Source organism: Streptomyces sp. NBC_01089 (assembly GCF_045162975.1).
In the GTDB taxonomy this organism is placed as follows: domain Bacteria; phylum Actinomycetota; class Actinomycetes; order Streptomycetales; family Streptomycetaceae; genus Streptomyces.
This window is the reverse complement of sequence record NZ_CP108660.1, coordinates 3,939,665-3,951,499: the sequence shown is the minus strand read 5'-3', so window position 1 is coordinate 3,951,499 and position 11,835 is coordinate 3,939,665. Positions and strand designations below refer to the sequence as shown.

Below are 11,835 nucleotides of genomic sequence, written 5' to 3'. Positions count from 1 at the left end.
TGAACGCCCGGCCACGGCGGCCGGTGACGCCCGGCGGCCGGTGAAGAGAACGGCGGCGGGTTCTCACCCGCCGCCCGCTCATCGGCCGCTCACCGTCCCGGCCGGATCACGCGTCCTTGGGGACCTGGACGATGGCCCACTCATGGGCGTCCTGGAGGTCGCACCGCCCGATCAGGAGCTCGTTGTCGTCGTCGTCACCCTGCTTGGTGTCCGGACCGTTCTGCGTCGACTTCAGGCAGAGGTCGTGGCTCGCGTAGTTGCGGATCAGGTAGTGATCGTCGCGCTGCTTGTCGAGCCACCACAGCTGGTTGTCCTGCTTGGTGCCGTTGCAGGTGAACTCGGCGACCCCGGTCCCTGCGGGCCTGGCGCCGAATTCGCCCAGGTCCATGCAGAGTTTGTCCTTGATGTTGCGGATCTGGAAGAGGCTGTTGTTGTGCGGGCCACTGTGCGAGTAGCGCACCTCCAGGTCCCAGACCTGGTTGTCCGCGTCCGTGAAGTTGCAGTCGTTCTCGATGACCCAGCCGTTGATCTTGCCCTTGTCCCTGCCGGGGAGTTCGGCGCAGAGCTTGGTGCCCGTGTTCTTGAGCACCACGTGCTTGGTGTTCGCCGGGTCGGCCTTCTTCTTGGGCGCACCGCCGCCGCCTCCGCCTCCGCCGTTTCCGCCGCCGCTGTTGCCCGCGTCCGGGTTGGCGGGGGCTGACGGGGTGGGCGGGGGCACGCTCGCCGCGGGCGGCGGGAGGCTCGGCGTGGGGGTCGGGGTGGCGATGGCGCCTGCCTCTTCGACCTTCGGCTGGGCCGCGGTGGCGACCGTGGGCTTGTGGGTGAACCAGGCCATGACGAAGACGATGGCGATGGCCATGAACACCGCGAACAGGGTGGCGAGCCAGCGGGGCAGGAACCCGCGCTGGACGTAGGTCCCGTCGACGTTGAGCGGTTTGGTGCCCGAGCGCTGGATCGCGAGCTTGTAGGGGCGGTCCTGCTTGCGGCCGAACCAGATGATCTGGCGGGGCCGGAGTGTGGCGCGTACGAAGGCGGCGCGGCCGGGCTCGATCTGGACGTTGGCCGGGTGGACCTCGTACGAGAGCTGATCGCCGTTCTCGCTGCCGTTGACGGACGCGGTGAGCTTGGTGTTGCCGAGGTTGTCGATCGCGAGCTTGGGGCGCCCGCGGAAGCAGCCCTTGACGGTGTGGGGCACCAGTTCCGCGCGGATCTCGGAGAACGGGGTGATCGTGACGTTGCCCTCGGGGACCGTGGTCGCCTCGGGGTGCTCGGTCGGGATGACCTGGACGCCGTAGGGGTTCGGGCCGGCGACGGCGTCCGGGGTACGCGGCGGGGCGAACGTGAGGTCCACGGTGCCGGTGGTGCCGGGAAAGAGTCGGATGGTCGGTGGTTCGACGGTCACGTACGGGGCCAGATCACCGACGGGTACGCACCGGTACTCGTCGACGACGTCGCCCGTGTTGCGCAGCCGTAGCCGCACGGTGGCCGTACTGCCGGGGTCCACGGTCGTGGACGCAGGCTCCAGAGAGGTCCAGATGCTCACGCGCCGGACACTAGTCAGCCGCATGACGTCGTGTCACCAGGAGGCCGGGCAGGACTGTTGCCCGAGCGGTCTCTCCGGGTGCCCTCGGTGACGGTCGGGGGCAACGGTCGCGCCCCCGCGGCCGCCGGTCAAGGCCCCGGCGGGCCCTGCGGGTTCGGAGCCGGGGGCGGCGCGGGCGGATCGGCACGGTACGGACGGCCCGGCCACGGTCCCGCAGGACAGCGGGGGGTGACAGCGCGGCGTCTGTCTGTGATGATCTGGCCGTTCGCCCGCTGCCGCGCCGGCGCCGGGCGGGCTCGCACGGCGGACCCGCGCCGGTCCCCGGTGCCCCCGGCTGCCCCTCAGGGCATGCGGTATGCCCTCGGATAGGTACCGGAGGACGTTTCGCCGGCGCTCCCCGCCTCGCAGAGTGGAGGGCAGGTCGTGTCTCGTACCCCGAGGAGAGCTGAGCATGCCGTCTTACCTGTCACCAGGTGTGTACGTGGAGGAGGTGGCCAGCGGCTCCCGTCCGATCGAGGGGGTGGGCACCTCGGTCGCCGCCTTTGTCGGTCTCGCGCCCGTTGGGCCGTTGAACGAGCCGACGCTGGTGACCAACTGGACGCAGTACGTCGCGTCATTCGGTGAGTTCACCGACGGTTACTTCCTTGCGCACTCGGTCTACGGATTCTTCAACAACGGCGGTTCTGCCGCCTATGTGGTCCGCGTCGGCGGTGCCCCCGGTGGGGTTCCCGGCGAGGAGGAGCAGACCCCGGCGGCCGTCACCGGCCGTCCCGCCCAGGCCGCACTGCCGGCCGGCGAGCCGAAGCAGCTCGGCACCTTCGCGGTGTCGGCGATCGCGCCCGGCGAGAGTGGCTCCATCAGCGTCGAGGTCGCGGACTCCGAGGGTCCCGCGGACCGCTTCAAGCTGGTTGTCAAGGACGGCGAGAAGGTCGCGGAGACCTTCGACGTGTCGGCCAAGAAGGGCAACCGCAATTACGTCGTCACCCAGGTCAAGGAGCGGTCGAAGCTGATCCTCCTGCAGGAGGACGCCGCCGCCGCGCAGGTCGCGAGGCCGGAGAACCAGACGGTCGCGCTGTCCGCGCCGCCCGCCGCCCCGGCCACGCCGGCCCCGGTGGAGCAGCAGCAGCCCGAGCAGGTGCGGATCGGCGACTACCTCGGCGACTCCGCCGACCGGACCGGCTTCGGCGGTCTTGAGGCCGTCGACGAGATCTCGATGGTCGCGGTCCCCGACCTGATGGCCGCCTACCAGCGCGGTGCCATCGACCTGGAGGCCGTCAAGGCCGTCCAGCTCGGTCTGATCGCGCACTGCGAGCTGATGGGCGACCGGCTGGCCGTCATCGACCCGCCGCCCGGTCTCAACGCCCGTCAGATCCGTGTCTGGCGTCAGGAGACCGCGGGCTACGACTCCAAGTACGCAGCCCTGTACTACCCGTGGATCAAGGTCTTCGACCCGGCGGGCGGCCAGACCAGGCTGATCCCGCCGAGTGGCCACGTCTCCGGCATCTGGGCCCGTAACGACTTCGAGCGCGGTGTGCACAAGGCGCCCGCCAACGAGGTCGTCCGCGGAGCTGTGGACCTGGAGATGCAGATCACCCGCGGCGAGCAGGATCTGCTCAACCCGCTCGGCATCAACTGCATCCGGGCCTTCCCCGGCCGCGGTATCCGGATCTGGGGAGCGCGCACGCTCTCCTCCGACCCGGCCTGGCGCTACCTGAACGTCCGCCGGTACTTCAACTACCTGGAGGAGTCCATCCTCACAGGTACCCAGTGGGTCGTCTTCGAGCCGAACGACCAGGCTCTCTGGGCCAGGATCCGGCGGAACATCTCCGCCTTCATGGTGACCGAGTGGCGCAACGGCGCACTCTTCGGCGCGACGCCGGAGGACGCCTACTACGTGAAGTGCGACGCGGAGACCAACCCGGCGGAGTCGGTGGACCTCGGCCGGGTCATCTGCGAGATCGGTGTCTCACCGGTCAAGCCGGCCGAGTTCGTGATCTTCAGGCTGGCCCAGTTCTCCAGCGGTGGCGGAGAGCTGGAGGAGTAGCAGCGCGCCCCGGGCCCGGCGGCCAGAACCTGGCCGCCGGGCCCGGGCCCGCGCACCACCGGTCGCCCGTCAGCCACGGCCCGCAGGGGCCGTGCGGCGGGCACCGGTACCAGCACCACCGGCACTACCGACACCACGGACAGCGCGAACAGAAGGAACAGCGTCCATGAGCCTCATGCCCGGCGATTCGCTCACTTCACACAATTTCGGCCTCCAGATCGACGGCGTCATGGTCGAGTACCTCCAGGAGGTCAACGGCCTGGACATGACGCAGGACGTCATCGAGTTCCAGCAGGTCTCGTCGAACGGCCAGCCCATCACCAAGAAGCTGCCCGGCGTGAAGAAGGCGGGAGAGGCCACGGTCGTCCGCGGCATGACCCAGTCCAAGTCCTTCAACGACTGGATCAACGCCTCCGTACGCGGCGACATGGGCTCGGCCCGTAAGAACGCCAGCATCATCGTGATGGACTACCAGAACAGCCCCGTGAAGCGGTACCACCTCCGCAACGCCTGGTGCAGCAAGGTCTCGGCCAGCACGGTGAAGGCGGGCGAAGCCTCGGCCCTCACCGAGTCCGTCACGATCACCTACGAAGAAATGATCATGGAGTAATGCGCAGGGGAGCAGCTGCCCAGCCTGCACCGGCCGCCGCCGCCACGGTCACTCCCGAGGCGGCGGCCCCGGTCGCAGCAGCGGTCGAACCGCCTCCCGCACGGCGGGAGTTGCGTACCGAGTTCGCCTTCGAGCTGCCGCGCGGCTACGTGGACGAAGCGGGGAACGTGCACCGTGAAGGTGTGATGCGCCTGGCCACCGCACGGGACGAGCTGATCCCGCTGCGGGACATCCGGGTGCAGGAGAACCCCGCGTACCTGTCCGTCGTGCTGCTCGGCCGGGTCATCACCCGGCTGGGCAGCGTGGCGCACATGCACGACGGCGTGGTGGAGAACATGTTCGCCTCCGACCTCGCCTTCCTGCAGGACTTCTACCGTCAGGTGAACGCCGAGGGCCACACCAGGGCCGGCGTGACCTGTCCGCACTGTGAGCAGCCGTTCGAGGTCGAACTCGGCGGGAGCCGCCTGGGGGAATCGTGACGTACGCGACCGAACGTGTCCACGAGGAGATCGCGTACATCGCCTACCACTTCCACTGGAGCCTGGAGGACATCCTGGACCTCGAACACCGCGACAGGCGCCGTTATGCCGAGCAGATCGCCACGCTCGTGACCCGCGCGTCGGCGGAGCGGTAAGGGAGGCGGGACACCGTCATGGGATTCCTCGACCGGTTCAGGGGCCGCACCGACACGGGCCCGGCTTCATCACCTGCCCGCACCACCGCGGCACCCGCCGCCCCGGCACCGTCCGCCCCGGCGGCGGCCACGCCGGACGTGGTGGGGGCTTCCGGGCACGACTGGAACGGTCTGCCCGCGATCCAGCGGGCGACCCAGCGCACGGCGGGGCACGCCGTGGCCACCGCCGACTTCTCGTCCCGGCTGGCCACGTGGCAGAACCCGTCCTTCTCGGGGTCGCTCTCGCACGCCGTGCTCGACGGCGCACCCGGCGGGGTGCTCCGTGATGCCCTGACACCCGCGGCCGCGCCCTCCGGCGCCGGCTTCGGGATGCCCGCGTTGTCGCTGCCGGTCGCGGTGGTGGACGACGCGGCCGATGTCGTGGACCAGGGCCCGGGGCCGTACGAGGGCTCCGGCACGCTGCCTGACTCGCCGGTCCAGCGGGCGGTCGCCGCCGCGCGTCCTGCCGGGCCGCGGGTCGCGCCCGTACGGCAGCCCGCGAGCCGCCGGGCCCCGCTGACCAGCGCGGCCCCGCCCGCGGTGCAGCGGCGGGTGCTGCCTGCTTCGGCCCGTCCCGCGCAGGCGGGTGAGCCTCCCGCCAGGGAGGCGGAATCTCGGGCGTCGACTGCGCCTGCTCCCGCGCCTGCGTCACGTCCTTCTGCTTCTGGTCCGGCCCCGGCTCCTGCTCCGGGTTCGACTTCTGCTCCGGCTTCCGCCCCCGGTAGTGGTCGGACTCCTGCGGTTTCCGGGCCTTCGGCTGCTGCTCCTTCCGGTGCTTCCTCTGCCGCTCCTTCTGCTTCCGCCGGTGGGTCCGGTCCCGCCGCGCGTCCCGTTCAGCGGGCGAGCGCGGCAGCGCCCGGAGCGCCGGTGCGGCGGCCGACGGGTGCGACGTCCGCGCCCTCGCAGCCTCCCGTACAGCTGTCGAAGTCGCCCGGCGGGAACGGCGGTTCGGGTGGTTCGGCCGGTTCTGCCGGTTCAGGCGGACCGGTGCGGCCTTCGTCCGCTGCGTCCTCGGCCCCCTCGACGTCCGGTCCTGTGTCGCCGCCTGCCGTGCCGCCTGCCGGTCCCGTCGGGCCGGTTGCCGGTGGCGCGGTGCAGCGAAGCGCCTCCGCGCCCGGTGCGTCCGGTGGCAGCGGTACGGGCTCGGACGGCGCCGCTGCGGAACGTGCCGTTACGGACGGCCGGTCCGCGGGTGGCGCGTCCGCGGGCGGCGCGACGACGGGGCCCGCGGCTCCCGCCGCCCCCGCGGCCGGAAGCACGTCGGCCACCGGTGGCTCCGCCGCCGGAAGTGCCGCGCAGGAACGCTCCGTTCAGCGGTCCATGACACCCGAGCGTGCGGTGCGGGCGCAGACCGGCCCCGCCCCCGTTCAGCGTTCGACGGCGCCCGCCCCGGCGTCCGGCTCCGGCCGGACGGGCGGACTCGGTACGCCGGTACGCGGCAGCGCTGCGGCCGGTTCCGGAGCGGCCGGGGCGCCGCAGCCGGTGCGCTCCAGCAGGCTCGGGCCGCCCACGTCAACCCCCGACGCCCAGGGCGCCACACCGGCAGGCGACGGGCCCAACCAGGCCGGGACGGGCGGCACTTCGCCGTCCGGCGGCGCGGGGACGACGGGCTCCGGCTCCACGTCCCCGTCGGCTGCGTCGGCCCCGTCCGCTTCGTCAGCCGCGTCGGCTCCGTCCGGCTCGTCCGGCCCGTCGGCTCCGTCCGGCTCGTCCAGTGAGGCTTCCCGGCCGCGGCCCTCGTCCACGGCGCCGGGCCAGTCGTCCCCGGCCGCGTCCGCGCCCGTACAGAGGCGTGCGACCGGAGGCGGCAGCGGTACGGGCAGTGGGGCCGCCACGCCCGCCACCCCCGCCTCACCGGCTCCCGCTGCCCGCCGCAGGCCCCTGCTCGGGGCGCCGCTGGCCGGGCCGCCGTCGGGGTCGCGACCGGTGGCCGCAGAGACGAAGGGGCCAACTCCGTTGCAGCGGAAGCAGGACAGCGCGCCGGGCGGCAAGGCCGCCCCCGCGCCCGTGCAGCGGGCCGCCGCCACGCCCCCCGCCGCCGGACCCTCTGCCGCCGCACCCACCGCGGCCAAGCCCGCCACCGCCACGCCCGCAGCCCCGGCCCCTGGTGGTCAGGATGCCGGCTCAGCGGGGAGCGGTACGACGGGCGCGTCATCCGCCGCTGCGCCGGGACCCGCCCCGGCGCCCACGTCCAAGCCGGAGTATCCGTCCGCGCCCGCAGGCGGGCCGGTCGCCCGTAACACCGCTGACGCTTCGTCAACAGCCGCCTCCGGCAGCGGTGTCGGACCGGCCGCGGCGCCTCCGGTCGTGCAGCGAGCGCCCGCAGGCCCGTCCTCTGCCGCCGCGCCGTCGGCGTCCGCCGCACCCTCGGTGCCTACCGCACCCACCGCACCCACCGCGGCCTCGGCGCCCACCGCGCCCTCGGCACGGCGGGCCGCCGCTGCGCCCGCGCCCGCCGTACGCCCGCTGGCTCCGGCGCGCGCCGTGCAGACGCCGTTCAAGCCCTCGGGCGCAGCCCCGCAGCAGAGCGCACCGGGTGCGGCGCCGCTCCGCCCCCTGGCGCCCGAGCCCGGTGCTGCCGCCCTCCCGGTGGCGGACAACCGCCCCGAGACCGGTGAGGCGGCGGCCGTCCAGCGTTCCGCAGCCCCCGGCATGCCCGTACCGCAGGCTCTGCCGGAGCCGAACCGGGCTGCCACGCCCGGGAGTTCCCCGGCCCCGCTGCCCGTGGCCCGTCCTTCCGGCTCAGGCGAACCGGTGGTCCAGCGCAGCGCCGTGTCCCCTTCCGGGCCCGGTGCGCCCGCGCCGCTGCGCAGCGTGCCCGGTGCCTCGGGACCGGCAGGGGCGCCCGGTGCGACGCCGGTGGCGCGCCCCGTACAGCGCTCGGCCGACCTGTCGGCCCCGGCACCTTCGGCGCCCCTTCCGGGCGGCCCGTCGGGCCCGGCCACGGTGTCCGCCCAGCAGCCCGCCGGGTTCCCGGCGCCGCTGCAACGCGCGTCGGCCCCGGGCCCGGTGGCCCCCGTCGCGCAGGGTCCGGCAGCCGTCGGCGGCGTACCGGGCTCCGGCCAGGGCTCGGCCCACGACGACGGCGCCCCGGTGCGGCGCGGGGCGGGCGACCTCCGGTTCAGCGGGGTCGCCGAGGCGTTCCCGCCGCTGCCCGTGCAGCGCGCGGCCGTCTCGCAGGCGACACCGTCCGCACCCACGGCCATGAACTCCCCAGCCATGAACACCACGGCCATGAACTCCACCGCCACCGCACCGGCCCCGCTCACCGCCAGGTCCACGCCGCCCGCGCCGGGAGCCCCCGCGGCGCCGGACACCACGGGGCGCCAGGCCACACCGGTCGTCACCCTCGGCCGTACGGCGGCCGCGGCGGCGCCCGCGGCGCTGCCGGTGCAGCGGGCGCCCGGCACCCCGACATCGCACGGGTCGAATCCGCCCCAGCTGGTGAAGGCGCCCGCGCCCGTTCCGCCGCAGCTCTCGGCCGTCAACTTCACGACCCAGAACTCGTCGGGCGGCTCCGGCAACGGCGGGGGAGGCGCACCTCCGCCCCCGTACACCGAGCGGGCCGAGAACCCTCCGCCGTACAGTGCGGTGGCGCCGAGCCTCAACAACGGCCCGCGCTGCGACGGCGCCACCGAGGAGACCGGCAGCAGGTTCGACGCCCGGGACCTCTCCGACGGCCAGGTGGACGAGCTCACCCACCGGCTGATGGGGCCGATCACCCGGCTGTTGAGGACGGAACTGCGCATGGACCGTGAACGGATCGGCAGACTCCGGGACCCCCGGCGCTGACGGCGACCGCCCCGGCGCACCATGGCAGGACGGCACGACCCGCAGGACCGCACCACCGGCACCATCGCAGAACCGCACGACCGCACCACCCGCACCGACCGCAGGAAGGAACGCCGCACCCGATGCCCCAGGACCAGGATCCCGGCTCCACCATCTTCTTCAGCCTGTCCATCGACGGAGAGAGCCTGGGTACGTTCAACGGCTGCGAAGGGCTCTCCTCCCAGGTGGAGATCGAGCAGCGGCAGGAGGGCGGCAACAACGGCTTCGTCTGGCAGCTGCCGTCCCGGGTCACGTTCTCCAACATCACGCTGACCCGCCCGCTCACCCCGGACACGGCGAAGGTCGCGCGCTGGATCTCCTCCATCACCACCGGCGTCACCCGGCCCACCGCACAGATCTCCGCGCTGCGCGCCGACGGTTCGCTGGTCGCCCGCTGGGGTCTGATCGACGTGCTGCCGGTGAGCTGGCGCGGACCTTCGCTGAACCCTTCCAGTCCCTCGGTGGCCACTGAGACCCTGGAGATCACCCACCACGGATTCACGGACTAGGGGGCCGCGCAGATGGCGAGCACCGGAGGCAAGGGCGGCGCGGGCAAGAGCCTGGTGCGGGCGACGCTGGCGATCCACCAGCCGCCCGTCGGCTACAGCACCACGCCCGGCGGGCTGATCCGCACGTTCAACTTCGACTTCAACCCGTCGCAGCTGGCGCTGAGCCGCCGCGCCCAGTGGAAGACCACCCCCACGGCGGCGGTGCGCGACGGCGCTGTGCCGGAGTTCATGGGGCCCGAACCCCGTGAGATGACGGTCGAGGTGTTCCTCGACAGCTCCGACGAGCCGGACAGCAACGACGTACGGAAGAACGTCGAAGCGCTCTTCTCCTGCTGCGAGACGACCTCGGCCAGCATCGCGGCGAAGCAGCCGTCGACGCCGTGGGTGGTCTTCCAGTGGGGCGCGTTCTCCACCGCGCGTTTCACCGCGTACGTCAGCTCGGTCGACGCCTCGTACAGCCTCTTCAGCACCACGGGTGTGCCGATCCGGGCCACCTGCCAGGTGCATCTGCACGAGATCCCGAGCAAGACCGCCGGGCAGAACCCCACATCCGGGGCGCTCACCGCACGCCGGGTGCACCGGGTCGTCGCCGGTGACTCGCTCCAGTTCCTCGCCTGGCGCGAGTACGGTGACGCCACCGTCTGGCGGACCATCGCCGAGGCCAACGGTATCGACAACCCCGGTCAGTTGAGCCCCGGCACCGAACTCATGCTTCCCGCTGCCGAAGAGGTCGGCCACTGATGACCAAGATCGGCTACTCCAACGTCCTCCATGTCACGATCGGCGGGGCGCCGCTGACGAAGGAGCTCGCCTCGCTGCTCGTCGGGGGCTGGGTCGACTTCGGCGCGGGGGTGCCGGGCGCCTTCGAGCTCACCTTCCGCGACCCCAAGAAGAAGGTGCTCTCCGAATCCGGGGCCGACATCGGCAAGAAGACCGTCATCGCGCCGGTCGCCGACGGCCAGGGGGCCCAGTCCCCGCTGATCACCGGTGAGATCACCGGCCTGGAGATCGACTACGACGGCACCGGCACCAGGACGGTCATCCGCGGCTACGACGGCGGTCACCGGATGCTGCGCCAGCGCCGGGTGATCGGATACCGGAACATGACGGCGTCCGACATCGCCCGCAAGCTCGCCGGCCAGGACAAGCTCCCGATCGGCACCATCGATGCCACGAAGGGCATCTACGAGTACATCACCCAGGCCAACGTCACCGACTGGGACTTCCTGTGCCGGCTCGCCGACGAGAACGAGCGGGTGATGTCCGTCGACTCCAAGGGCGAGTTCCAGTTCGCGAAGCCCGACCCGGCGTCCGGCGCCCCGCCGGTGAGCACACCGAGCGAGAAGAGCCCGTACGTCCTGGAGGCCGGGGTCGACATCCTGCGCTGCCGCGCCGCGGTGACCTCCGCGGATCAGGTGGCCAAGGTCGAGGCGCGCGGCTGGGACGTGACCGCCAAGCGCGACCTCGTCGGCAAGTCGCCCGCCACCTCCAACCCCGGGATATCCATCGGCACTTCGCCCGCGAAGGCCAGCAGCAAGTTCGGCCCCGCCACGATCGTCGAGACGGACACCCCGTACGACAAGCAGAGCGAGGTGAAGAACGCCGCTTCGGCCCTCGCCGACGACGTCACCGCGGCCTTCGCCGAGCTGGAGGTGACGGTCCGCGGCAACCCCAAGCTGCGGCCCGGTGTGCCGGTCGCGCTCGCGGATGTGGGCGACCCGTTCGAGGGCAAGTACACGGTGACGGCGGCCCGTCACACCTTCGGTGACGGCCGGCACTACGAGACGTTCCTGACGGTCAGCGGCCGCCAGTGGCGTTCGACGTACGGGCTGACGTCGGGCGGGGCGAGCCCGTCGGTCCGGCTGCCCAGCGTCGCCAACGCGCTGGTCACCGACATCAAGGACCCGCTGAAGCAGGGCCGCGTCAAGCTGCGCTTCCCGTGGCTCGACGACATGTACACCAGCGACTGGACGCGTACCGTGCAGTTCGGCGGGCTCAAGGGCGGCGGTCTCATCGCGCCCGACGCCGGGGACGAGGTGCTGGTGGCCTTCGACCGGGGCGCGCTCGACCACCCGTTCGTGATCGGCGGCCTCTACAACGGCAAGGACAAGCCGGGCACCAACGACGTCCAGCCGTACGACCGCACCAGCGGCCGGGCCACCCGGCACACCCTGGCCGACCGCAGCAACAACCGGGTCGACCTGCTCGACCAGCGGACCGGCGGCAAGCGCGGGGTCCGCATCAGCAGCGGCGACGACCGGCTGACCATCAATCTGGACCGCACCAAGACCGAGATCACCGTCGACAGCAAGGGCTCCGTCACCATCAAGGGCACCCGGTCGGTGTCCGTCGAGGCGGGGAAGGACCTGTCGTTGAAGGCGGGCGGCAAGATCTCCATCATGAGTGGTGGGATGCTCGACCTGACGGGTTCGGTCATCAACGCGAAGGCGGCGGGTGCGCTCAACATGGAGGCGGGCGGCGAACTGGGCATGAACGTCGGCGGTCTGGCGACCATCGACGCGGTCGGCAGCATCCAGCTCAACGCGGTCGCGAACATCGGGATCAAGGCCGTCAGCGTGGCGCTGATGGGCGTCGTCACCGCCAACGACTTGCCGGTGGTCTGAT

Annotated in this window: 11 protein-coding genes; 8 read left to right on the top strand and 3 right to left on the bottom strand. The window is 72.4% G+C overall.

All coding sequences use genetic code 11. The features are described from left to right. Nucleotides 1-106: 106 nt before the first annotated feature. On the bottom strand, nucleotides 107-1,543 hold the full coding sequence (locus tag OG510_RS17435) for an RICIN domain-containing protein (protein WP_406137891.1): 1,437 nt from the start codon (nucleotides 1,541-1,543) through the stop codon (nucleotides 107-109). Between the two features lie 451 nt (nucleotides 1,544-1,994). Here OG510_RS17435 and OG510_RS17430 point away from each other — a divergent pair, with 451 nt between their 5' ends. The 4 genes from OG510_RS17430 (at nucleotide 1,995) to OG510_RS17415 (ending at nucleotide 4,831) form a co-directional block, all read left to right on the top strand. Further along, nucleotides 1,995-3,587: a phage tail sheath family protein gene (locus OG510_RS17430; RefSeq protein WP_406137890.1), complete on the top strand. Its 1,593-nt coding sequence runs from the start codon at nucleotides 1,995-1,997 to the stop codon at nucleotides 3,585-3,587. A gap of 166 nt (nucleotides 3,588-3,753) precedes the next feature. Beyond that, complete coding sequence (locus OG510_RS17425) at nucleotides 3,754-4,197, top strand: phage tail protein (RefSeq protein WP_164267765.1); 444 nt, start codon at nucleotides 3,754-3,756, stop codon at nucleotides 4,195-4,197. Next, nucleotides 4,197-4,676 carry a hypothetical protein gene (locus OG510_RS17420; RefSeq protein WP_406137889.1) on the top strand — a complete coding sequence of 160 codons (480 nt, stop codon included), beginning with the start codon at nucleotides 4,197-4,199 and terminating at the stop codon, nucleotides 4,674-4,676. The genes OG510_RS17425 and OG510_RS17420 overlap by 1 nt, the downstream gene beginning before the upstream one ends. Then, complete coding sequence (locus OG510_RS17415) at nucleotides 4,673-4,831, top strand: DUF6760 family protein (protein WP_328537638.1); 159 nt, start codon at nucleotides 4,673-4,675, stop codon at nucleotides 4,829-4,831. Before OG510_RS17420 ends, OG510_RS17415 begins: the two co-directional genes overlap by 4 nt. A gap of 872 nt (nucleotides 4,832-5,703) precedes the next feature. Here the strand turns inward: OG510_RS17415 and OG510_RS17410 are convergent. Together OG510_RS17410 and OG510_RS17405 are read right to left on the bottom strand one after the other, a co-directional pair. Further along, nucleotides 5,704-6,138 (bottom strand): hypothetical protein, encoded by a 435-nt coding sequence (locus OG510_RS17410; protein WP_406137887.1) that lies wholly within the window; start codon nucleotides 6,136-6,138, stop codon nucleotides 5,704-5,706. Nucleotides 6,139-6,237: 99 nt separating this feature from the next. Then, nucleotides 6,238-6,705 carry a hypothetical protein gene (locus OG510_RS17405; protein WP_406137886.1) on the bottom strand — a complete coding sequence of 156 codons (468 nt, stop codon included), beginning with the start codon at nucleotides 6,703-6,705 and terminating at the stop codon, nucleotides 6,238-6,240. A gap of 535 nt (nucleotides 6,706-7,240) precedes the next feature. Between OG510_RS17405 and OG510_RS17400 the strand changes: the two genes are divergently transcribed. The 4 genes from OG510_RS17400 to OG510_RS17385 all read left to right on the top strand — a co-directional run bounded on the left by OG510_RS17400 (nucleotide 7,241) and on the right by OG510_RS17385 (nucleotide 11,834). After that, on the top strand, nucleotides 7,241-8,662 hold the full coding sequence (locus OG510_RS17400; protein ID WP_406137884.1) for a hypothetical protein: 1,422 nt from the start codon (nucleotides 7,241-7,243) through the stop codon (nucleotides 8,660-8,662). A 122-nt stretch (nucleotides 8,663-8,784) separates the two neighbouring features. Next, on the top strand, nucleotides 8,785-9,210 hold the full coding sequence (locus OG510_RS17395) for a phage tail protein (RefSeq protein ID WP_164267372.1): 426 nt from the start codon (nucleotides 8,785-8,787) through the stop codon (nucleotides 9,208-9,210). Between the two features lie 12 nt (nucleotides 9,211-9,222). Continuing rightward, nucleotides 9,223-9,951: a LysM peptidoglycan-binding domain-containing protein gene (locus OG510_RS17390; RefSeq protein WP_164267367.1), complete on the top strand. Its 729-nt coding sequence runs from the start codon at nucleotides 9,223-9,225 to the stop codon at nucleotides 9,949-9,951. After that, nucleotides 9,951-11,834: a VgrG-related protein gene (locus OG510_RS17385; RefSeq protein WP_406137882.1), complete on the top strand. Its 1,884-nt coding sequence runs from the start codon at nucleotides 9,951-9,953 to the stop codon at nucleotides 11,832-11,834. The genes OG510_RS17390 and OG510_RS17385 overlap by 1 nt, the downstream gene beginning before the upstream one ends. The last annotated feature ends 1 nt before the right edge of the window (nucleotide 11,835 follow it).

Bases quoted from the DNA above. Each gene is read 5' to 3' on its own strand.
- OG510_RS17430 (WP_406137890.1), top strand. From the start codon at position 1,995: ATGCCGTCTTACCTGTCACCAGGTGTGTACGTGGAGGAGGTGGCCAGC.
- OG510_RS17425 (WP_164267765.1), top strand. From the start codon at position 3,754: ATGAGCCTCATGCCCGGCGATTCGCTCACTTCACACAATTTCGGCCTC.
- OG510_RS17420 (WP_406137889.1), top strand. From the start codon at position 4,197: ATGCGCAGGGGAGCAGCTGCCCAGCCTGCACCGGCCGCCGCCGCCACG.
- OG510_RS17395 (WP_164267372.1), top strand. From the start codon at position 8,785: ATGCCCCAGGACCAGGATCCCGGCTCCACCATCTTCTTCAGCCTGTCC.
- OG510_RS17390 (WP_164267367.1), top strand. From the start codon at position 9,223: ATGGCGAGCACCGGAGGCAAGGGCGGCGCGGGCAAGAGCCTGGTGCGG.
- OG510_RS17385 (WP_406137882.1), top strand. From the start codon at position 9,951: ATGACCAAGATCGGCTACTCCAACGTCCTCCATGTCACGATCGGCGGG.